Source organism: Rhodococcus sp. KRD175 (assembly GCF_017168275.1).
In the GTDB taxonomy this organism is placed as follows: domain Bacteria; phylum Actinomycetota; class Actinomycetes; order Mycobacteriales; family Mycobacteriaceae; genus Rhodococcoides; species Rhodococcoides fascians.
Window position 1 is genome coordinate 1 of record NZ_JABFAQ010000025.1, and the last position, 21214, is coordinate 21214.

20 protein-coding genes are annotated in these 21214 nt (G+C 64.2%); 17 read left to right on the top strand and 3 right to left on the bottom strand.

The window, feature by feature from the left end; all coding sequences use genetic code 11:
* Window positions 1-124: 124 nt before the first annotated feature.
* Window positions 125-1297: an acyl-CoA dehydrogenase family protein gene (locus tag J1M81_RS23850; RefSeq protein WP_032388183.1), complete on the bottom strand. Its 1173-nt coding sequence runs from the start codon at window positions 1295-1297 to the stop codon at window positions 125-127.
* Between the two features lie 81 nt (window positions 1298-1378).
* On the opposite strand from J1M81_RS23850, the gene J1M81_RS23855 reads away from it, so the two are divergent.
* The 13 genes from J1M81_RS23855 (at window position 1379) to J1M81_RS23910 (ending at window position 15777) form a co-directional block, all read left to right on the top strand.
* On the top strand, window positions 1379-2551 hold the full coding sequence (locus tag J1M81_RS23855) for a cystathionine gamma-synthase (RefSeq protein WP_032365667.1): 1173 nt from the start codon (window positions 1379-1381) through the stop codon (window positions 2549-2551).
* A complete protein-coding gene (locus J1M81_RS23860; RefSeq protein ID WP_032400167.1) occupies window positions 2548-3318 on the top strand; it encodes a glutamate racemase in 771 nt (256 codons plus the stop codon). Before J1M81_RS23855 ends, J1M81_RS23860 begins: the two co-directional genes overlap by 4 nt.
* A gap of 84 nt (window positions 3319-3402) precedes the next feature.
* A complete protein-coding gene (locus tag J1M81_RS23865) occupies window positions 3403-4635 on the top strand; it encodes an MFS transporter (protein ID WP_032365665.1) in 1233 nt (410 codons plus the stop codon).
* A 198-nt stretch (window positions 4636-4833) separates the two neighbouring features.
* Window positions 4834-6105: an NDMA-dependent methanol dehydrogenase gene (mdo, locus tag J1M81_RS23870; RefSeq protein ID WP_027496261.1), complete on the top strand. Its 1272-nt coding sequence runs from the start codon at window positions 4834-4836 to the stop codon at window positions 6103-6105.
* Window positions 6106-6188: 83 nt separating this feature from the next.
* Window positions 6189-7226, top strand: coding sequence for a MoxR family ATPase (locus J1M81_RS23875; protein ID WP_206498980.1), 1038 nt, complete (start codon window positions 6189-6191; stop codon window positions 7224-7226).
* Complete coding sequence (locus tag J1M81_RS23880) at window positions 7223-8740, top strand: VWA domain-containing protein (protein WP_206498981.1); 1518 nt, start codon at window positions 7223-7225, stop codon at window positions 8738-8740. The genes J1M81_RS23875 and J1M81_RS23880 overlap by 4 nt, the downstream gene beginning before the upstream one ends.
* 186 nt (window positions 8741-8926) lie before the next feature.
* Window positions 8927-10114: an iron-containing alcohol dehydrogenase gene (locus J1M81_RS23885; RefSeq protein ID WP_027496264.1), complete on the top strand. Its 1188-nt coding sequence runs from the start codon at window positions 8927-8929 to the stop codon at window positions 10112-10114.
* Entirely contained in the window at window positions 10111-11463 is a 1353-nt protein-coding gene (locus J1M81_RS23890) for a histidine kinase (protein WP_167329303.1), read from the top strand. Before J1M81_RS23885 ends, J1M81_RS23890 begins: the two co-directional genes overlap by 4 nt.
* Window positions 11460-12140 carry a response regulator transcription factor gene (locus J1M81_RS23895; protein ID WP_032365661.1) on the top strand — a complete coding sequence of 227 codons (681 nt, stop codon included), beginning with the start codon at window positions 11460-11462 and terminating at the stop codon, window positions 12138-12140. Before J1M81_RS23890 ends, J1M81_RS23895 begins: the two co-directional genes overlap by 4 nt.
* Window positions 12141-12259: 119 nt before the next feature.
* Complete coding sequence (locus J1M81_RS26730; RefSeq protein ID WP_283348273.1) at window positions 12260-12760, top strand: molybdopterin-dependent oxidoreductase; 501 nt, start codon at window positions 12260-12262, stop codon at window positions 12758-12760.
* Window positions 12655-14439: a molybdopterin-dependent oxidoreductase gene (locus J1M81_RS26940; protein WP_283348307.1), complete on the top strand. Its 1785-nt coding sequence runs from the start codon at window positions 12655-12657 to the stop codon at window positions 14437-14439. Before J1M81_RS26730 ends, J1M81_RS26940 begins: the two co-directional genes overlap by 106 nt.
* Window positions 14440-14476: 37 nt before the next feature.
* A complete protein-coding gene (fdxA, locus tag J1M81_RS23905; protein WP_027496268.1) occupies window positions 14477-14791 on the top strand; it encodes a ferredoxin in 315 nt (104 codons plus the stop codon).
* The gene (locus J1M81_RS23910) at window positions 14788-15777 is read left to right on the top strand and encodes an NAD(P)/FAD-dependent oxidoreductase (RefSeq protein ID WP_206498982.1); all 990 of its coding nucleotides are present in this window, start codon (window positions 14788-14790) and stop codon (window positions 15775-15777) included. Before fdxA ends, J1M81_RS23910 begins: the two co-directional genes overlap by 4 nt.
* An 18-nt stretch (window positions 15778-15795) precedes the next feature.
* Here the strand turns inward: J1M81_RS23910 and J1M81_RS23915 are convergent, their stop codons facing one another.
* Complete coding sequence (locus J1M81_RS23915) at window positions 15796-16854, bottom strand: helix-turn-helix domain-containing protein (RefSeq protein ID WP_206498983.1); 1059 nt, start codon at window positions 16852-16854, stop codon at window positions 15796-15798.
* A gap of 217 nt (window positions 16855-17071) precedes the next feature.
* Between J1M81_RS23915 and moaA the strand changes: the two genes are divergently transcribed.
* A complete protein-coding gene (gene moaA / locus J1M81_RS23920) occupies window positions 17072-18130 on the top strand; it encodes a GTP 3',8-cyclase MoaA (RefSeq protein WP_283348274.1) in 1059 nt (352 codons plus the stop codon).
* Complete coding sequence (glp, locus tag J1M81_RS23925; RefSeq protein WP_257886219.1) at window positions 18127-19377, top strand: gephyrin-like molybdotransferase Glp; 1251 nt, start codon at window positions 18127-18129, stop codon at window positions 19375-19377. The genes moaA and glp overlap by 4 nt, the downstream gene beginning before the upstream one ends.
* Before the next feature lie 314 nt (window positions 19378-19691).
* Here glp and mftM read toward each other — a convergent pair whose 3' ends face one another.
* Window positions 19692-20519 (bottom strand): mycofactocin oligosaccharide methyltransferase MftM, encoded by an 828-nt coding sequence (gene mftM / locus J1M81_RS23935; RefSeq protein WP_094622019.1) that lies wholly within the window; start codon window positions 20517-20519, stop codon window positions 19692-19694.
* A gap of 277 nt (window positions 20520-20796) precedes the next feature.
* Between mftM and mftA the strand changes: the two genes are divergently transcribed.
* Both mftA and mftB read left to right on the top strand, forming a co-directional pair.
* Entirely contained in the window at window positions 20797-20910 is a 114-nt protein-coding gene (gene mftA / locus J1M81_RS23940) for a mycofactocin precursor MftA (protein WP_069973092.1), read from the top strand.
* Between the two features lie 2 nt (window positions 20911-20912).
* Window positions 20913-21197 carry a mycofactocin biosynthesis chaperone MftB gene (mftB, locus tag J1M81_RS23945; protein ID WP_032368354.1) on the top strand — a complete coding sequence of 95 codons (285 nt, stop codon included), beginning with the start codon at window positions 20913-20915 and terminating at the stop codon, window positions 21195-21197.
* The last annotated feature ends 17 nt before the right edge of the window (window positions 21198-21214 follow it).

Consider the following 21214-nt stretch of genomic DNA (forward strand, 5'->3'; position numbering starts at 1 on the left):
CAACACTCGTACGATGATTCTTCACTGGGGCCTCCCACATCTGTGGCTCTACCGGCCAGGACCCACTCCTGTCGGCAACCCACGCTTACATGCGGAGGGGCCCCAGCCAAGACCTCCATACCGTCTATCGGAAAGCGCTGGAGCCCGTCAGCGCCTGCCCGATCACGAGTTGATGGACCTCGGATGTGCCCTCGTAGGTGAGGACGGATTCGAGGTTGTTGGCATGCCGGAGTACGGGGTATTCCAGCGTGATTCCGTTGGCGGCCAAGATCGTTCGGCATTCACGAGCGATCTTGATGGCCTCGCGCACGTTGTTGAGCTTGCCGAGCGACACTCGCTCGCCCGGTAGCTCTCCCTTGTCCTTCAGCCGGCCCAGATGCAGCGCGAGCAGTTGACCCTTGCCGAGTTCGAGCGCCATGTTCGCGAGCTTGGCCTGGGTGAGCTGGTATCCGGCCAGCGGCTTGTCGAACACCGCGCGGGTCTTGGAGTACTCGACGGCCGACTCGATGCAGTCCCGAGCCGCCCCCATCGCGCCGAACACGATGCCGAAACGGGCCTCGTTGAGGCAGCTCAACGGTCCGCTCAGGCCGCGGGCCTCGGGCAGCATCGCGTCGGCAGGAAGCCGGACGTCGTCGAACACCAACTCGCCCGTGATCGACGCGCGCAGAGACAGCTTCTTCTTCACCGTGTTCGCGGTGAATCCGGGGGTGTCCGTGGGGACGACGAAACCCCTGACCTTGTCGTCGGTTTGAGCCCACACGACGGCGACGTCGGCGACCGGACCGTTGGTGATCCACATCTTGCTGCCGTTGAGAATCCAGTCGTCACCGTCGCGCTTGGCGCGGGTGAGCATGCCGCCGGGGTTGGACCCGAAGTCGGCCTCGGTGAGACCGAAGCAGCCGATGAGCGAACCCTCGGCCATCCCCGGAAGCCACTGCTGCTTCTGTTCCTCGGACCCGTACTTCCAGATCGCGAACATCGCCAGCGAGCCCTGCACCGAGACCAGTGAGCGGATGCCGGAATCGATGGCTTCGAGTTCGAGGCAGGCCAACCCGTACGCCGTCGCCGATGTTCCGGCGCAGCCGTAGCCCTCGAGGTGCATGCCGAGCAGGCCGAGCGAGCCCAGCTCCTTGGCGAGTTCACGCGCGGGAACGGTGCCCTCGTCGAACCAGTCGGCGATGTGTGGTCGGATGCGTTCGTTGCCGAACTTGCGGACGGTGTCCCGGATCTGACGTTCTTCGTCGTCGAGGAGGGAATCGATCGCGAACAGTTCGTCGACGCTCTGGGAGTTGGCCACGGTGCCTCTTTCCGCTGGGGGTTGTCTTCGCAGGTTACCCACGCCCCTGCCGGGCGACGCAGGCCGATTAGTGTGGAGGCCATGAGTGAGCAGCGCAGCAAGGCAGACAACACCTCCTGGCAGGGCTTTTCCACGAAGGCGGTCCACGCGGGTTACGAGCCCGATCCACTGACCGGCGCGGTCAACGTGCCGATCTACGCCAGCTCCACCTTCGCGCAAGACGGGGTCGGCGGAATGCGTAGCGGATTCGAGTACGCGCGCACCGGCAACCCGACGCGTCGGCCGCTCGAGGCCAACCTCGCAGCCATCGAATCCGGTACCTACGGTCGCGCTTTCTCGTCGGGCATGGCCGCTACCGACTGCATGCTGCGGTCGGCGCTGCGTCCCGGTGACCACCTCGTCATTCCCAACGACGCCTACGGCGGCACGTACCGATTGATCGACAAGGTCTTCACCCAGTGGGGCATCGAGTACTCCGTGGCCGCGGTCTCGAACGTCGACGAGGTCCGCGCCGCGATGCGTCCGAACACCAAGCTGGTGTGGGTCGAGACGCCCACCAACCCGTTGCTCAACGTCGGTGACATCGAGGCGCTCGCGGGCGTCGCGCACGAGGGCGGGGCCAAGCTGGTCGTCGACAACACGTTCGCGTCTCCCTACCTGCAGCAGCCGTTGTCCCTCGGTGCCGACGTGGTGCTGCACTCGACGACCAAGTACATCGGTGGTCACTCCGACGTCGTCGGCGGCGCTCTGGTGACCGACAGCGAAGAGCTCGATACCGCGTTCGCGTTCCTGCAGAACGGTGCCGGGGGCGTTCCCGGACCGTTCGACGCATTCCTGACCTTGCGCGGCATCAAGACCCTCGCGTTGCGGATGGAACGGCACAGCGACAACGCGGAGAAGATCGTCGAATTCCTCGACGGGCACCCGGCCATCTCGCAGGTCATCTACCCCGGCCTCGAGTCGCACCCGTCTCACGCGGTGGCCGCGAAGCAGATGCGACGGTTCGGCGGCATGGTCTCCGTGCGGCTGGCCGGCGGCAAGCAGGCCGCTCTCGATTTCTGCGCGAAGACCGAGATCTTCACTCTCGCAGAGTCTTTGGGCGGCGTCGAGTCGCTCATCGAGCACCCCGGCGCGATGACGCACGCGTCGACTGCCGGTTCGCTGCTCGAGGTCCCGGACGACCTGGTGCGTCTGTCCGTCGGTATCGAGGACGGTGCCGATCTGGTGGGCGACGTCGAGCAAGCACTGGCATGATCGTTGCACTGATCGACTCGGGGTTGGGAATGCTCCCGACGGCTGCTCGCCTGCGTGAGTCGCGTCCCGAGCTCGATCTGGTGCTGATGATGGATCCCGACAACGCGCCGTGGGGTCCGAAGCCGGATGCGTGGGTGGTCGAGCGGGTGGTCGGTACCGCTCGGCATGCCGTCGAACTCGGTGCCGAGGTCGTGGTGTTGCCGTGCAACACGGCCAGTGTGACGGCGTTGAGCCAGGTGCGGGCTGCGCTCGGTGATTCCATCCCCGTGGTGGGGACGGTCCCGGCGATCAAACCCGCAGCGGCTGTCAGTGATCGGATCGCGATCTGGGCGACGGCGGCCACGACGGCAAGTGCGTACCAGGCCCGGTTGATCGACGAATTCGCCTCTCGTCGGACGGTGACCAGCGTGGCCTGCCACGGCCTGGCCGATTCGATCGATCGCGGAGACTCGACCGGAATACGTGCGGCCATCGACGCTGCGGTGGCCGCCACTCCCGACGACGTCGAGTCCATCGTGTTGGGGTGCACCCACTACCCGTTGGTGCTGAACGAGATCGTCGCGCGTCTGCCGAACGGCGTGACGATGTTCGACAGCGCGGCGGCCGTGGCCAATCAGACGGTGCGGCGCGCGGACGAGGTCGGTTCGGCGCGGGCCGGCACCGGATCGGTCTCGGTGTGGCTGAGCGGCATCGAAGGCGTACTGCCGGAGAGTGCACATCGTTACCGCGAGGCGACGGTGCTACTCGACGGTGCGCGGGCCCGGTAGTTCCGCGCCGCCGGGGAATGCCCGGTGGGTTCGTGCGTTGTCTTTCACTGAGGTAACGGTCGTTGCGGTGGAGGGAATGAGCACATGGTCGGTGTCGACACGCGGGACGTACAGGGCAGAGCAGCGGCGCGGATTCCGCATCGGTATGCCTTCTGGGTGGTCGGCGTCGCCTTCATCGTGCTCATGGCGTCCTCGGCTGCACCGTCGCCGCTGTACCCGGTGTACCAGCAGTCGTGGGGGTTCAGCGCGATCACCCTCACGGTCGTTTTCGCCGTCTATGCGCTGGCGCTGCTGCTGACTCTGCTCACGGTGGGAAGTCTGTCGGACCACATCGGACGCAAACCGATCCTGGTCGCGTCCCTGCTGCTGCTGATCGTCAGTCTGGTGTTGTTCATCGTGGCCGACAGTGTTCCGGTATTGATCGCTGCTCGCGTCGTTCAGGGGATCGCCGCAGGCGCGGCGACGGGTGCCATGAGTGCGGCCATCATCGATCTGCAGCCCACCGTGTCGACCGGCCCGCTGCTCAACAGCGTCGCCCCCTCCTTCGGTCTGGCGGCAGGCGCAATCGGGGCCGGGTTGTTGGTGCAGTTGGCGCCGGCACCCGAAATTCTCGTGTTCGCCCTGTTGATCGCCGCCGCGGCAGTACTGGCCGTGGCCCTGCTGTTCGTGCCGGAGACGTCGGCGATGCGCGGCTTCGATTCCCGGCGTCACCTGGCGTCGACCCTGCTGCCGCGAGCCTCGCTGCCGAAGTCGGTGCGGGCACCGTTCGTGGTCATTGCTCCTGCCCTGTTCGCGACCTGGTCGCTCGGCGGGTTCCACCTCTCGCTGGGCCCGTCGATCATCGGCACCGTCTTCGGTATCGACAACCACATCGTGGGCGGCCTGGAGATCTTCTCGCTGTTCGCCTCGGGCTCGGTAGCAGCTGTCGTCGTGCGCAACGGGCTTCCTCGCACGGTGATGATGATCGGCGCGTCGGTGCTCGCAAGCGGCGTCGCGCTGACCTTGGTGTCGGTCGAAATCGGCTCGGTCGCGCTGTATTTCGTCGGCGCTGTCGTCGCAGGATCGGGCTGGGGAGCAACGTTTCTCGGTGCGATGCGCACGCTCGGTTCGTTGGTCCCCGCTGCGGAGCGAGGTGGCGTGTTCGCCACGACATTCGTCATCAGCTACCTCGCCTTCAGCCTGCCTGCGGTGATCGCCGGTCTCGCCGTGCATCGGCTCGGATTGAGCACCACGGTCGAGGTGTACGGGGCGTTCGTCATAGCTCTTGCACTGATCTCGGTCGTCGGGTTCTCGGTTGTGCAGCGACGAAATCGATAGCGCAGCAATCACTCCTCGATCTCCCCTCCCGAGGACGGGCACCATGTACTGCCCAATCGGATAGTCCGGCAGCGGTGTTGGAACGGTTCTGCCCTGCAGGTGTTCCGATCTCCTCTCGGTGCGGCCATGGTGGTCATCAGTGAGACGCCGATCACACACCCCAGGCGTTTCCTGACCACACTCACCGAGGAGACACCGATGGCAATCGAGCTCAATCAGATCTGGGAATTCCCCATCAAGGAGTTTCACCCGCTGCCCCGCGCCAAGCTGGGGGTCGGCGCTCACGACATGATCGGCGTCGAGGCGAAGGAACTCGGATTCAAGCGTGCCCTGCTCGTCACCACCGGACTGCGCGGATCCGGGATCATCGAGGAACTGATCGGCAAGATCGAATACCAGGGCGTCGAGGTGGTTCTCTACGACAAGGTCGAGTCGAACCCCAAGGACTACAACGTCATGGACGGTGCCGCGCTCTACCAGAAGGAGAAGTGCGACAGCGTCATCTCCGTCGGTGGCGGCTCCAGCCACGACGCGGCCAAGGGCATCCGCGTCGTCGTTGCCCACGACGGCCGCAACATCAACGAGTTCGAGGGATTCTCCAAGTCCACGAACAAGCAGAACCCACCGCATATCGCCGTATCGACCACCGCCGGAACGGGTTCCGAGACGTCCTGGGCGTACGTCATCACCGACACCTCGGACATGGAGAAGCCGCACAAGTGGCTCGCCTTCGACGAGGCGTCGACACCGACTCTGGCACTGGACGATCCGCTGCTCTACTACACCTGCCCCCAGCAATGGACCGCGTTCTGTGGCTTCGACGTTCTGGCACACGGTGCCGAGCCGTACGTGTCGCGTCTCGATTTCGCGCCGTCGCTGGGCAACGCGATCTACTCGATCGGCCTGGTGTCCAAGCACCTTCGCGAGGCCGTCTACGACCCGGGCAACCTGAAGGCTCGCGAGGGCATGATGAACGCCCAGTACATTGCCACGCAGGCGTTCAACTCCGGCGGACTCGGTGTCATCCACTCGATTTCCCACGCGATCAGTGCGTTCTACGACAGTGCTCACGGCCTCAACAACGCCATCGCTCTGCCGCGCGTGTGGGAGTACAACCTGCCTTCGCGCTACGAGCGCTATGCGGAGATCGCCGTGGCCATGGGCGTCGACACGAAGAACATGACCACCGTCCAGGCGGCCGACGCGGCAGTCGAAGCCGCCATCCGGCTCGCGAAGGACGTCGGCATTCCCGACAACTTCGGGTCGATCCGTTCCGCGACGTACGACAAGAACCGGATGAACACCGGCAAGTACGCCGGTAAGGGCGACGTGATCAAGGGTGACGAGAAGTCGGTACTCAAGATCTCCGAGCACATCCAGGAAGACTGGTGCACCCCGGGTAACCCCCGCGAGGTCACCGTCGAGTCGATGATTCCGGTCGTCTCGCACGCGATCAACGAGTCGTACTAACCGCCACCCATGTGAGTGGAACTTCGTAGCAGGGTACGAAGTTCCGCTCACATGCGGCGCAGCCGCCGTCCGAAGGGAAACACATGACCACGCTGTCGACAGTGCGTAGCGACGACACCGACACCGTTCGATTCACCGACGCTGCCGATCTGCGGAGGGCGCTCGCCGAGCAGGACTACATCGCCGACGACGATCTCGCCACCGTGGTGCATCTCGCGACAGCGCTCGATCGCCCCCTTCTGCTCGAGGGACCCGCGGGTGTCGGAAAGACCGAGCTCGCCAAATCGCTTGCTGCGGCGAGCGGCCGCAAGCTGGTGCGCTTGCAGTGCTACGAGGGCCTCGACGACAACCGAGCCCTGTACGAGTGGGATTACGCCAAACAACTTCTGCACGTGCAGATGCTGCGTGAACACATCGGTGCGCTGACGCAGCATGTCACCGACATCGACGACGCCTCGAAAATGCTTGCCGCCAAGGACTTCGGCCTGTATTCCGAGCCGTTCCTCTCGGTGCGTCCGCTGCTGGAATCGATCCTGTCCGAGGAGCCGGTGGTTCTTCTGGTCGACGAGGTCGACCGCACCGAGGAATCCATGGAGGCGCTGCTGCTCGAGGTGCTCGCCGAGAAGCAGGTGACCATTCCCGAGGTGGGCACCTTCACCGCACGAAGTGATCCGTGGGTCATTCTGACCTCCAACGACACTCGTGAGCTGTCCTCCGCCCTCAAACGCCGCTGCCTCCACTTTCATCTCGACTACCCCTCCGCCGAACGGGAACGTGAGATCGTCACCGCCCGCGCTCCGGAGGTACCCGATCGGGTCGCAGCCGACATCGTGGCGCTGGCAACCGAACTGCGGGCGCTGCCGCTGCGCAAGAGCCCATCGATCTCGGAGGTCATCGACGCGGCTCGTATCGCGTCGGTCCTCGGCCATACGGAGGACACCCGCAAGTATCTGCTCGCCGCGCTGGTCAAATACTCCTCGGACATGAAGATCGCGATGGCAGGCCCGGCGACGGAGACAGCCTCTGCAGCAACATCTCTCGGAGCCGTCGTCAACACGACCGCGACGGCGTTCCGGGGTCATGGTGGACGGGACAAGGGCGGCATCGGGATTCGACGATGACTGCGGTCGAGCCGTTCGCTCCGTCGGTGGTACTCGACGTGCTGTCGGCAGTGTTCGGCCGGACGCTGCGGCGGTTCGGAGTGGCGGCGTCGCCGGCCGAGGTCATCGAAGTCCGACGCGTGCTCGGGCTCCTGGGGGCACGTGACCTGACGGTTCTCCGCGCGGCGTTACGCGCCACGTGCGCGAAGTACGATCACGAACAGCAGGGATTCGATCTCGCGTTCGACTCGCTGTTCGCAGTCGGCTCGAACACTGTTGTCCACGAACACACTTCGCCGGTAGGCGCGCAGGTGGCGGGTGGCCTCCCGACCGATCTCGACGTGGGAGCCGACCAGGAGGCGGCGAAGTACGCCGAATACAACGAGCGTGCCGTCGAGATCGGAGATCTGCTCGACGCCCCTGAGGCCGACAAGGGCTTCAACCCACACAAGGACGACGACGACATCAGTCTGTCGTCGGAGGATCACGATCTGTCCATCGATACCGATGGCGACATGGGTCGACGGGGCGTGACCTACACCGTCGATCTGGAGCGTTCCGGTTCGACGGCGGCAGGGGAGTTGGCGTCGAGCACGAGCGGAGCGGTTGCAGGGCAACTGAACTGGGAGGATCCGGCAAGCATCCTGGCATGGTTCGATGCCTACGATCCCAGTAGCGTGTACGGCGATGGCGGAGATTCCGGGCCGCTGAGCGCGGCGATGTTGGACAGGATCACCGATGCCGTCGAAGCCTTCGTCGCAGCTCTGGGTGAGTTGACCGGGACGATGTCGTCACCGGTGCCGGTCGACGGCGCAGGGCGGGGGATCGACAGCCATGCCGAGATCGAGCGCGCAAGTCACGAAGTGTTGCGGCACATGCGCGGGACTCCTCGGCCGCGGCCTCGCGAACACTCTCGGGGCCCGCTGGACATGCGTCGCACGGTTCGGTCGAGCCTGCGCACGGACGGCATTCCGTTTCGGTTGGTCACCAGGACACCGGTTCCGGACAAGGTTCGATTGTTGGTGCTGGCGGACGTCTCGTTGTCCGTTCGCCCGATCACCGCATTCACGCTCAGACTTGCCCAGGCGATGCACTCGCGTGCGCACCGCTGCACTGTGATGGGCTTCGTCGATTCTCCGGTGGACGTGACGACCACCTTGCTCGGGAGCACGGGCGACGGTGCTCTGGCTGCAGTACTCGCAGATGCGCGATTGGACCTCGAAGCGAGCAGCGATTACGGCAGAACCTTCGCGGACCTGCTGGACTCGCACGGGGAGGTGTTGAACAAGCGCACCGCGGTGATCATCGTGGGGGACGGTCGGTGCAACGGACGGCCGCCCGGACTCGATGCGTTGGAGAAGATTCGCTCCAAGGTGCACCGCATCGCCTGGATCACTCCCGAAGCTCGTCGCTACTGGGCGCAGGCCGCGTGCTCGATGGAGGAGTACGAACAATTCTGCGACCAGGTGGTCGTGGCGCGAGACGGGGAACAGTTGACGGCGCACGCCGCCGATCTGGGGCATGCGCTGTCCTGACCCGACCCATCACACCACGTACCTGCCCGATCGGGTAGGTAGGAACCTGGCCCGGTGCTGGTGGGAACGGACCGACTGTGCTCGTAAGGTTGTAACCTGAATCACAGGTCCGGATCGTGTTCGGATCGAAGGACAGCGAGGGTGTGAACGGTGGACCAGGCAGCTACTGCGAACGTCGGCAAGGCGCTGCACGATCTCGATACTCGGCGCAGCCGAGCCGAGACGCCACGTGTCCTCAAGTTCCATGCGCCCGAGATCGTGTTCGGTCCGGATTCGCTCGGAGAGGTCGCGCATGCGACGCGTCGTCTCGGTGGGGTACGGCCGATGCTCGTCACGGACGCCGGCTTGATCGAGAGTGGCTGGGCCGGGCAGCTCGTCGACCTCCTTCTTGCGCAGGGGCTCGAGCCCCAGGTCTGGAGCGCACTGACGCCCAATCCCAAGGACGTCGAAATCGAGGCCGGCCACGGTTACTACGCGGACTTCGGCTGCGACGTGTTGGTGGCGATTGGCGGAGGGTCGGTGATGGATGCGGCGAAGGGGATTGCCGTCCTCGCCGGCAACGGCGGTCGAATCCTCGACTACGAGGGGGTGGATCGGGCCACCCGGCCGATCCCGCCTCTGGTGATGGTGCCCACGACATCCGGCACCGGAGCCGACGTCTCGCAGTTCTGCATCGTCACCGATACCGCACGCTCGACGAAGATCACCATTCTCGGCCGAGCCCTGGTACCGGACATCACGGTGATCGACCCGATGTTGCTGACCACGATGCCCGAATGGCTCAACGCCGCAACCGGTTTGGATGCTCTGACGCACGGGATAGAGGCGTTCGTGTCGTTGGGCCACAACCAGCTCACCGACCATCATGCGCTCCGAGCCATCACCATGGTGATGTCACAGTTGGCTCGCACCATCGACGAGCCGACCGACATGGTTGCACGAGGGTCGATGGCGCAGGCGAGTCTGGAGGCCGGCCTGGCATTCACGAACGCGATACTCGGTGCGACGCACGCGATGAGCCACCAGGTGGGCGGGCTGCTCGATCTCCCGCACGGGGTGATCAACGGTGTGCTGCTGCCGCACGTCATTCGTTTCAACGCTGCCGAGGATCCATTGCCGTACGTGGCCATCGCGACGAGTCTCGGGCTACCCGAGGGCAGGGCCAGGCCGGAGGAGGCCGCCATGGCCGTGGCCGATCGAGTGGACCGCCTCGCTCGTCAGGTCGGTGTTCCCGCCGGCCTGGCCGAGATCGGCGTCAGCGAGTCCGATCTCGATGTGTTGGCCACCAACGCATTACGCGATGCGTGCATGTCCACCAACCCGCGCTCGGCCACGCACCGCGAGATGGTCGATCTGTTCAGGACCGCACTGTGACAACCGGACCCGACCTCTCGTTGCTGACGGGACTGCGTTCGGGCAAGAACACGTTCTACCCCCAGTATCGCGGCGCGGCAGAACGTTTGGAACGCGTCGTCTATGCGCTGGAACTGATCTCGCGAGCGCTGGTGCGCACGGTCGACGGTCCGGAAACGCTGGTGTGCGCTGTGGCCGAGGCGGCACGAGCCCATCTGAGTGCGCGTTGGGTCGTGTTCGCTCTCGCTGACGGGGCGTTCCCCGACGCCGGTCCTCGCAGATTGGTACTCGGACCCGACGCCACACCGTTTCTGGTCGACAACGTCGAAGGGCCACCGTTGCCGGAAGACGTCGTCGACTGCCTCGAGTCGATCCGACAGTCGACGTGCGGCGACGGGCTGACCCCGGTGATCTCCGCCCATCACGCTTTCGTGCCGATCGCATACGACGGGGGTGTCGTGGGCGCTTTTGCCGCATGGACCGGCGAGCAACGTGTGCTGGACGCCACCGACGCCGCGGTGCTCAGCATCCTGGCCAGCCAAACTGCGGTGGCCCTGCAGAATTCGGCTCTGTTCCAGAGCCGAAGACAACTCCTCGAGCGCACCGAGAGTGCCTACGCCGAGGCGAATCGAACAGCGGCCGACCTCGCCGCCCGCAATGCCGAACTCCTGCTGACGCAAAGACAATTGGGTGCCGCGCATCGGCATCAGGTGCTCGACGATGAACGGCATCGCATCGCGCGCGAACTGCACGACAGCGTGACCCAGGCCGTGTTGTCGGCCGGTATGCAGATCGAGGTCTGTCGCAGCGACATCTCGGCCGACGAGCGCAGTGACAGGCTGGATCTGGCCAAGGATCTGACGCGTCGGGCAGTGGATCAGCTGCGGTCGGCGATCTACGCGCTCAATCACCCTCAGGACGCCGACCGAACGTCGCTTCCCGAAATGCTCGAACAGCTTTCGGTGGTCCACATGCCCGACGAGTTGCAGGTCTCGCTGCGGGTGGAGGGAACTCCCGTCGAGTTGAGCAGCGAATGCGAGCATGCTTTGCTCCGCATCGCCGGAGAGGCGTTGTTCAACACTGCAGTGCACGGACATGCATCCCGGGCCATTCTTCGATTGAGCTATTCGCTCGATCAGGTACAGCTGTCGATTGCCGATGACGGTGACGGCGATCCGGCGCACTTGCGCATGATGCTGCACATGGCCGAGTCCACCGACGTCGACGGCCGCCACCGCGGGTTGGCGAACATGGCGGCGCGCGCCCGCGAACACGGCGGGGTCTTCGAGATCCGCCGTGCCCGCACCGGGGGCGTGCGAGTGGCAGTGCGTATACCGCTCGACCCGAATTCCACGAAGGGCACAGCATGAGCGTCACAGCGGTACGAGACGGTTCGCCTCAGGCGGCGCCGCCCAGGGTTCGGATCGTCCTGGTCGACGACCACGCGATCCTGCGCGACGGGCTGCGTTCGGTACTCGAGCGTGAATCGGATCTGACGATCGTGGGGGAGGCGTCGACCCGAGAGGAGGGGTTGGCCGTCGTCGCTCAGGTCACACCCGACATCGTGCTGATGGACCTCAAGCTCTCTGCCAGCTCCGATTACGAGGGTCTCGCCCTGTGTGCGCAGTTGTCCAAGGCACACAACGGAATCGGTCTACTCGTCTTGACGACGTTCCTCGACGATCGTCTGGTGGTGGAGGCCGTGCATGCCGGTGCCCGGGGATATGTGGTCAAGGACGTCGACACCACCGAGTTGGTTCGCGCGATCCGCGCGGTGTCGCGCGGTGAGAGTGCGTTCGATTCCCGGAGCGCGTCGGCCGTCGTTCGTTCTCTCAACGGCACACCGAGCAGCATCGAGCGGCTGACCGAGCGGGAGCTCGAAGTGCTCCGGCTACTGGCAACGGGTCTGTCCAACAACATGATCGGAACACGTCTGTTCATCTCGGCGACGACGGTGAAGTTTCACGTCAGCAACATCATGCGCAAACTTGCGGTGTCCCGCCGTGCCGAGGCCGTCTATGCCGCGAGCAAACAGGGATTGATCTGAGCGATGAGCCTTCGGGCACAGAGTGCAAAGTAGACGGCGCTCGGCGTCCTGTCGGGAGCGTCCTCGCGGTGCAGGCTACGGATAACACATACCAGTGATATCCACGCCGAGGAGCACCCATGACGACTGTTCAGGAAGATACGCGCTCACACGACGCCCCGGCCGACCGCCCTACGGAACTCACCGTTCTCGGAGCGTGTGCGCAGGATTGTCCGGATTCGTGCTCGATGGTGGTGACCGTCGAGGACGGGGTGGCGACGAGCGTCAGCGGGAGCAAGACCAACCCGTACACCAACGGTGGCCTCTGCGTGAAGGTGGACAACTATCTCGACAAGGTCTACAGCCCGGACCGAGTGCTGTACCCGCTCAAGCGATCCGGGCCCAAGGGCTCAGGAGAGTTCGAGCGGATCTCGTGGGACGAGGCCGTGGCCACCATTGCCGAGAAGTTCACCTCCATCGCCGAGGAATTCGGCCCCGAGGCGATCATGCCGTGCAATTACCTCCAACCCCGGGAATCACGCAGGGTCTCAACGTCGGGGATGCATTCTTCAACCGACTCGGGGCGACGGTTGCCGAGCGCACCTACTGCGATGCGGGCTCGTGCACGGCCTACGCGATGACGGTGGGCGACACGGCAGGCGTCGACCCCGAGAGTTTCGTCCACTCCAAGTTCATTCTGATCTGGGCGGCGAACACCATGAGCACCAACCTGCACCTGTGGCCGTACATAGCCGAGGCGAAGAAACGCGGGGCCAAGGTGGTGGTGATCGATCCGATCAAGACCAGAACAGCAAAGGCCGCGAGCTGGTACATCCCCATTCGTCCGGGCACCGACGGCGCTCTCGCCCTGGCGATGATGCATGTGATCATCGACGAGGGATTGACCGACGCGGACTACATCGAACGCTTCACCATCGGTTTCGACGAATTGGCCGAGCGAGTGCAGCAGTACACCCCGCAATGGGCTTCCGAGGAGACGGGCATTCCCGTCGAAGACATCTACACGCTGGCAAGGGAATACGCACAGAGTCAGCCCTCCGTCATTCGGATCGGCGTCGCCATCGAGCGCAGTGCAGGTGGCGGGCAGAGCGTCCGAGCCATCTCCTGTCTACCGTCGTTGGTGGGGGCCTGGCGTAAGCCCGGCGGCGGCATCCTGCAGCTGCCGCTGTGGGCGTTTCCGGTGAACTGGCCCGAGTTTCTGCAGACGGATCTGCAGACTCCGGGTACACGCGTGATCAATCTGTATCAGCTGGGTGAGGCGCTGACCGGCGGGTTGAATCTGGACACGCCCCTCAAAGGATTGATGGTGTACAACTCGAATCCGGTGGTGGTGTGTCCCGATCAGAAGCGCATGATCGACGGGCTCAGCCGGGAGGATCTGTTCACCGTCGTCAGCGACCACTTCATTACCGACACAGCGGATTACGCCGATATCATTCTGCCCGCCACGACACAGCTCGAACAGGACGACATCAACTTCTCCTGGGGACACCTGTTCGTCACGTACAACAACCGGTCGATCGAGCCCCTCGGGGAGGCCGTCCCCAATACCGAGATGTTTCGCCGATTGGCCGCCGCGATGGGCTTCACCGAACCGGTGTTCTCACGAACCGATGAGGAACTCCTCGCCCTCTCCTACGACTGGAATGCCCCGGCAATGGAGGGCATCACGATCGACTCGCTCAAGAAGCTCGGGTGGCAGCGACTCAACCTTCCCGGTCCCGACGAGTACGCACCGCACGCAGAGGGCAATTTCCGGACGCCGTCCGGCAAAACGGAGTTTCTGTCCTCGGCGGCGGCGGGCGGCAACTTCGTGCTGCCGCTGTTCCGGCAGGGATCGAACGATCACCAGCCGGGACAACCGGTGGATCCGCTCCCGCACTACATCCCGCCGCGCGAGTCGTCGAGGACCAATCCCGGACTGGCAGAGAAGTATCCACTCAATCTGCTCACGCCCAAGTCACACGCGTACCTGAATTCGAGCTTCGGGAATCTCGACATGCACCGCAAAGTGCAGAAGGAGCCGACGCTGCTGGTCAACCCTGTCGACGGCGAACGGCGGGGAATCGCTTCGGGTGACGTGGTGCGAGTCTTCAACGATCGCGGCGAATTCACCGTCGTTGCCAAACTCGACAAGTCGGTCATGCAGGGTGTCACCGTCTGTGCGATGGGTGCATGGCGCAAGAACATGCTGTCGCTGTCGACCCCGGCGTCGCTCAATCCGACGGTGTTCGCCGACCTCGGGAACGCTCCGACCTTCTCCGACACCCTCGTCGAGGTCGCCGCGCTCGACGCCTGACAACTCTTTCTCCTACTACGAACATGAGGATTCCGATATGGCCTACGTCGTGACCGAAGCGTGCATCGACCTGCTCGACAAGGCATGCACCGAGGAGTGCCCCGTCGACTGCATCTACGAGGGCGCGCGGATGATGTACATCAATCCCGACGAGTGCGTCGACTGCGGCAAGTGCATGCCCGCCTGTCCCAACGACGCCATCTTCTGGGAGCACAAGATCCCGGAGGAACAGAAGCAATTCGTCGATATCGCCGTCGAATTCTGTGAGGACGCAGATGCTTCCGGTGGTGCGGAAGATCTCGGCCCCGTTGGGCACGACCATCCCTCGATCGACGAAGTGGCGAAGAAGTGAGTGCTGCAACGGTTTCCGAGAGTGATCTGATCATCGTCGGTGCCGGACCTGCGGGGCTGTACGGTGCGTACTACGCGGGTTTCCGGGGCATGACGGTCACCGTGATCGACGCTCTGCCCCATCCGGGCGGGCAATTGGCGGCCCTGTACCCCGAGAAGAAGATATTCGACGTCGCCGGTTTTCCGGCGATCAAGGCGCAACATCTGGTCGACGCATTGGTCGAACAGGCGGATCAGGCGAAGCCGACGTATCTGATGGGTCACGTGGCGACCGAACTCGAAGAATCCGAGAACTTCGTGCGGGTCACGACGGACAAAGGCGAGACCGTCGTCGGCAAGGCCGTTCTCGTGGCCGCAGGTATCGGTAAGTTCACGCCGAGGCCATTGCCGGCCGGAGCCGAGTTCCACGACCGTGGCCTACGGTACTTCGTACCGAAGCTCGATGATCTGGCCGGCGAACGGGTGATGATCGTCGGGGGCGGAGACTCGGCCGTCGACTGGGCGCTGAGCCTGGAGCCGATCGCGAAGTCGGTGGTACTGGTGCACCGGCGCAACGACTTTCGGGCCCACGCTCACAGCCTCGGTTTGCTGGAGCGGTCCGGTGTCGATGTCCTCACGCCGTTCGAGGTGGAGGAAATCCTGGGCGTGGACTCTGTCGAATCGGTGACGATCGTCGACGGCACCGGAGTCGACCGTCGACAGCTGGAGGTATCGAGTGTTGTTGCCGCACTGGGGTTCAAGGCCGCACTCGGCCCCATCGCCACGTGGGGGTTGGACAAGTACCAGCGCGATATCGCCGTCGGACGGACGATGCGCACCAGCCGAAGTCGAGTCTTCGCGGCGGGCGACGTCGCCGGACACGAAGACAAGGTCAAGTTGATCGCAGTCGGCTTCGCCGAGGCAGCGACAGCGGTGAACCACATCGCCCCGCTGGTCGACGGTTCGGCAGCGATCGTGCCCGGCCACTCGAGCGACTCGATTCACTGACGAGAGACCCGTAGGAGCTCAGTTCGACCGACGAGGACCGTGAGCAGTGCCGACCTCGGGCTGCTCACGGTCGCTCGGCCACATCGGGCGAGTGACCGCTCGTGGGTCGTCGGACTGCGCGCACGCGGCCGCGCGGTACTGACGCGGGCTCATCCCGTACTGCTCGCGGAAGGCGCGGCTGAACACTGCGGAGTCCGCGAAACCCCATCGCCGACTGATCTGCCCCAGTGAGCGGTCCACCGCGACGCTGGCGATGATCTCGCGTCGGCAGCGCTCGAGCCGTTTGACCCGAATGCTGCGCGCCACCGTAGTGCCACTGGCCGCGAACAGGCGATGCAGTTGGCGGGTGGAGACGAGCATGGCCGACGCGACCGTGCTGGGCGACAGATCTGGGTCTGCGAGGTGTTCCTCGATATAGCGTTGCGCCGTCCGAACGAGGGCGGTACCGGGGGAGTCCAGCGCCGGGCTGGTGGTGGTGTTCCTCGCGATGACGCTGACCAGATCTCCGACCTCGTCTGCTATGGCCTGTGCGCCTGCGGTACCCAGTGTCGACCGGGTCGACCCCAGGTCGTGCAGAAATCGGCTGAGGAGGCCGCTGAAACCGGCCGAGCCGTCGAACGCCATGGCCGTCAGGTCGCTGGATTCATGCTCGTCGAGTCGCAGCATGTGACGGGGCCAGGTGAATACTTCGAGCTCCCATTGATCATCGTCGGGGTGACCGTCGATGATCCAGTCGAAGGGACGAGACGTGTCGTAGATGGCGAAGTCGCCGCGGGAGAGCACGCATTCGCGTCCGTCCTGCACCACGATCGCGCGGCCTCGACGGATCATCCCGATCTGAACGTACTCGATTCGATCCTTCTCGATGAGCGAGTCGGTTCGCGCGATGCGTTGAGTCGTCGATCGGACAGTCGACACCTGCAGGTGCGCGAGAGACATCGATCGGACGGCTCCGGTGAATCGGCTGTCCGCCACGTCGGCTACGTCCAGGGCGACGAAGTGTTCGTTCAACATGTCGGACCAGTCGCCGCGGCTGGTCGTTCGAGTCGGAATGGAGAATCCGGATCGAGACAGCATGGGGACCCCTTGTCGTAGACGCTCACGGCGATGCAGGAGCTTTCTTCGAGATTAACCCGCAATGTTTCCGGTTGATTCACTGTTCGTAACTTTGCCGGAAAGTCGTGAGGCAGGGTCGTGCGCTGGTCGCTGCACGTCAACTACCGGGCGCGCGCGGTCAAGTGTGAGGCACTGCCGTCCGCGATTCTGGTGTTCGACCGAGTGAAAGGACTACTCCGTGGTTGATCCCGTTCGAGCAGTGCGCACGCATCCGACCGACCTCGATTCGGGGACGGTGGACGCTCGGGGACGGGCACTTCGGGATCTCCGTATCTCGGTCACCGACCGGTGCAACTTCCGCTGTGTCTACTGCATGCCTCGAGCCGAGTTCGGTCCCGATCACCGATTCCTCGACACCGGCAGGCTGCTGTCCTTCGACGAGATCGACAGAGTGGCGCGGGCGGCGGCGACGATCGGCCTCCGAAAGATCCGTCTGACGGGTGGTGAACCGTTGCTGCGGGCCGGAATCGCCACGCTGGTCGAACGATTGAGCGCCATCGACGGCGTCGATCTTGCGATGACCACGAACGGGTCGTTGCTCGCAGCCCAGGCCGCATCCTTGTGCGCGGCCGGTCTGAAACGCGTTACCGTCAGCCTGGATTCGATCGACCCGACGACGTTCGCGCGGATGAGCGACACGCGCGTACCCGTCCGGACCGTGCTCGACGGCATCGACGCGGCAGTGTGCGCCGGGATGTCACCCGTCAAGGTGAACGTGGTGGTGCGACGGGGCGTGAACGGTGATTCGATTCTCGACCTGGCCGAACGGTTCCGAGGGACCGGCATCGTCGTGCGGTTCATCGAGTACATGGATGTCGGGGCGACGAACCGGTGGGAAATGGCGCAGGTGACGGACGTCGACTCCATTGTCGACATCATCGGGGCAGCCCATCCGCTAGAACGGATCGAGTCGATGTACGAAGGCGAGGTCGCGACGCGCTATCGGTATCGCGACGGGAGGGGAGAAATCGGGGTGATCGGCTCGGTGTCGAAACCGTTCTGCGGCAGCTGTACTCGGGCCAGGCTGTCGGCGGACGGGCAGGTGTACACGTGCCTGTTCGCTTCAGCGGGAACCGATCTGCGCGCGCTGCTGCGTTCGGGGGCATCGCAGGATGCTCTCGTGGCGCGGTTGTCGGCGCTCTGGAACAGCCGTGACGATCGATACTCCGAACTGCGAGCGGGATCGGGGGACACCCCGGCCGGCGAGCGGATCGAGATGTCCTACATCGGCGGATGAGGCGGACCGTAAACTCGGCTACCCGTTCGGTCGACGAACACCGTTGTGCGATAGCAGATCTCGGCTTGGCAGCCCAAGTTCGGGCGGTACCCATCGGATCTGCGGTCGGCGCAGTTCTCGCCGAGGATGTCGTTGCCGAGCGCGTTCTGCCGGCGTTCGACAATTCTGCAGTCGACGGGTTCGCTGTGCGCCGTACCGATGTGATCGGTTCCCCACGACTGCCGGCCACACTGACCGTCTCGGCGCGTAGCGTCGCCGGGCGGTCGAGTACCGAGCTGAGCGTGGCGCCGGGTGAATGTGTACAGATCATGACCGGAGCAGTACTTCCGCGAGGGGCCGATCTGGTGGTGCCTGTCGAACAGACCAGCGGATTCGTCACGTCGTTCGGTTCCGATACGGTGACCATCTGTTCGAGTGGTTCCAAGAGCAACATCCGCCGTCGTGCTTCGGATGTCGATGCCGGTGACGTGGCCATCAGGGCCGGTACGGTGCTGACTCCCGCTCAGGTCGGACTGCTTGCGGCACTCGGACGAACGCATGTCAGGATCGGTTCGACATTGACCGTGGCTGTGTTGTCCACCGGATCCGAAATCCGCTGTGCTGAAGAAACTCCGACGCTCGGCGAGTGTTTCGACGCCAACTCTCCGATGATCGCAGCCGATCTGCTGCGGTGTGGTGCCGATGTGCACCTCGAATCGGCGGTATCCGACGATGTGGAGGCGTGCAGAGCGGCCCTTGCCCGCTGCGCTGCGGTAGCCGACGTCATCATCACGACCGGTGGAATCAGCGCAGGAACCGAGGAGGTGGTCCGGCTTGCGCTGGCGGATCACGACGTCACCTTCGCCTCGGTTGCGGTCAGGCCGGGAAAACCGCAGGGCTGCGGACGATTCGATGGAATACCGATCATCTGCCTGCCCGGAAATCCGGTGAGTGCGCTGATCTCGTACGAACTGTTCGTCCGGCCGGTCGTGGCATCCGCTCTGCAGGATCCGGCGGCAGAGCGAACGGTGAAAACTGTGCGGGTCCGCGGCGACGTGACCTCGGCGTCGAGCACACCTCGGGTTCTGTTGGGATTCATCGACGGCGCGGATGCCGAGGTCACGCAGTCACATTCGATGAGAGCATTGGCAGCCGCGAACGGAATGGTCGTCGTTCCCCCATGCGACTCACTCCCCCAGGCAACAGGGCAATATCCCGCGTGGACCTTCGATTCACGTACGGCATCGAGACCGGGCCGGTACGTATGACCGCCACTGCCGCTTCCCCGGCTGCCACCGACCCGCGGCACGCTGCCAAATCGACCACGTGATCCCGTTCGACCACGCCAATCCACTCGGCGGCTGGACCACCGTCAACAACTTCCAATGCCTCTGCGAATACCACCACAGCGTCAAAACCGCCGGCTACACATCCCCACCCAACCCAGACGATCCGGCATCATCGCCTACCCCGACCCACCCGACGACCCGACACCCGAACCAGAACCGAGCGACGAGGAAGCCGACGCAGCACCACCGTTCTAGTAGTCCCGCGGATCCCATGCCTGCGGTATCGAGACTGTTCAGACGAGTTGTGGTGCCGTCGTCTTGTCGATCACGAGCCAACCGCCGTGGAAGGTCGAGGTCTCGAAGGGCTTCCCCGTCGATAATCCCAGCTCGGCCAGCGCCGTCTCGTCGAACGTGCGGATGTGTCCGTGGCAGACGGTGGTCTCGGTCTCGAACGGTACCGCGATGACGACGCGGAAGCGCGCCACCCGGAGTGCCTCCGCGACGATGGCAGAGCCCGTCTCGGCATCGACGTGTTCGAGCAGGTGCAGAGCTGTCACAGTATCGACACTGTTGTCGTCGAACGGGATTCGGGCTGCATCGAACACTGCCGTGTCGAGTCTCGCGCCGAGGTGCGGAGCGACAGTCGCGAGCAAATTCATGGTTCCCGCTGACTGGTCGGTCGCGGTGACCGAACAACCCTGCATAGCCAGCCGCAATGGGAAGAAGCCGAAGCACGAACCCAGATCGAGTACCGAACCGCGGACCGACGCGGCGGCACGCTCGTGCACAGGAGCGAACTCTGCTCGACCGGAGAGGAGGTCATCCAACGAGTTTCGGTAGTACGTCGTCCATGCCTCGACCGGATCGGCGACAGTGGTGCGCACGATGCCGACCAGCACGTGCTCGAACTCGCGTTGAGACAGCCCGATATGGCGCGCCTGTTCGGTGATGAGCGGCACGAGGCCCTCACCGATCTGGCCCGCAGCGAGGCAGTGGTTGACCTGCACTGTCGATCCTGCACGGATGGCGTCGAATCGGAGCCCGGGAGTGTGCCGGACGACGACGTTCTCATGAGCCCAGACCCCGTCGGGTCCGGGTGCCAATGCATCGATCTCGGTCATGTAAGTCTTCTTCTGTCGTTTCTGCTGTGACCCTCTGTTCAGGTCAGCTTTCCACAGCGAACCGCGGCAGAACTCGGATCGACCGCTGGTCGGTCCGCTCGGACGCCGCTCACCCCGCACGCCGGACGGGCCGGTACCTACCCGACTGGACGGTTGATCGCGACGGCCGACCAGTTCCTGCGCCATGACCCGTCGGAAACCTCGATGGCCGTTAGCGTGGTGATCCTGAACACAGTCGATCGGATTGTGGCCGAACAGATTTCGTAGGAGGAATCAGATGTCGAAGAAGAGTGAGAACGCTGTGGTCGGTACGTCGGTTGTCGAGTCCGATCTGGTGGAGGAGTCGTTGGTGGAGGAAGTCTCGATCGACGGTATGTGCGGCGTGTACTGATCATGACTACTGCTGTGCAGGACGCGCTCGATCTGGACGTGCGGTGGGTGTTGCATCCGCAGGTGGCGTTGCGCCCGGAGTCGTTCGGGGCGTTGCTGTACCACTTCGGGACCCGCAAGCTGTCGTTTCTGAAGAACCGCACGATCGTGGCGATCATCGAGTCCCTTCCCGACCACCGGGATATGCGGTCGGCGATCGCGGCCGCAGGGATCAGCGATTCGGCATCGGCTCCCTACGTGAGAGCGCTCGAGACGTTGGCGGACTCGAACATGATCACTCGCCCGTAGAACCTGACCCATTCGTA

Coding starts and splice junctions, on each gene's coding strand:
- J1M81_RS26730 (WP_283348273.1), top strand. CDS start 12,260: ATGACGACTGTTCAGGAAGATACGCGCTCACACGACGCCCCGGCCGAC.
- J1M81_RS23865 (WP_032365665.1), top strand. CDS start 3,403: ATGGTCGGTGTCGACACGCGGGACGTACAGGGCAGAGCAGCGGCGCGG.
- J1M81_RS23855 (WP_032365667.1), top strand. CDS start 1,379: ATGAGTGAGCAGCGCAGCAAGGCAGACAACACCTCCTGGCAGGGCTTT.
- J1M81_RS23895 (WP_032365661.1), top strand. CDS start 11,460: ATGAGCGTCACAGCGGTACGAGACGGTTCGCCTCAGGCGGCGCCGCCC.
- mftA (WP_069973092.1), top strand. CDS start 20,797: ATGTCGAAGAAGAGTGAGAACGCTGTGGTCGGTACGTCGGTTGTCGAG.
- mdo (WP_027496261.1), top strand. CDS start 4,834: ATGGCAATCGAGCTCAATCAGATCTGGGAATTCCCCATCAAGGAGTTT.
- mftB (WP_032368354.1), top strand. CDS start 20,913: ATGACTACTGCTGTGCAGGACGCGCTCGATCTGGACGTGCGGTGGGTG.
- J1M81_RS23880 (WP_206498981.1), top strand. CDS start 7,223: ATGACTGCGGTCGAGCCGTTCGCTCCGTCGGTGGTACTCGACGTGCTG.
- J1M81_RS23875 (WP_206498980.1), top strand. CDS start 6,189: ATGACCACGCTGTCGACAGTGCGTAGCGACGACACCGACACCGTTCGA.
- J1M81_RS23860 (WP_032400167.1), top strand. CDS start 2,548: ATGATCGTTGCACTGATCGACTCGGGGTTGGGAATGCTCCCGACGGCT.
- J1M81_RS23915 (WP_206498983.1), bottom strand. CDS start 16,854: ATGCTGTCTCGATCCGGATTCTCCATTCCGACTCGAACGACCAGCCGC.
- glp (WP_257886219.1), top strand. CDS start 18,127: ATGAGGCGGACCGTAAACTCGGCTACCCGTTCGGTCGACGAACACCGT.
- mftM (WP_094622019.1), bottom strand. CDS start 20,519: ATGACCGAGATCGATGCATTGGCACCCGGACCCGACGGGGTCTGGGCT.
- fdxA (WP_027496268.1), top strand. CDS start 14,477: ATGGCCTACGTCGTGACCGAAGCGTGCATCGACCTGCTCGACAAGGCA.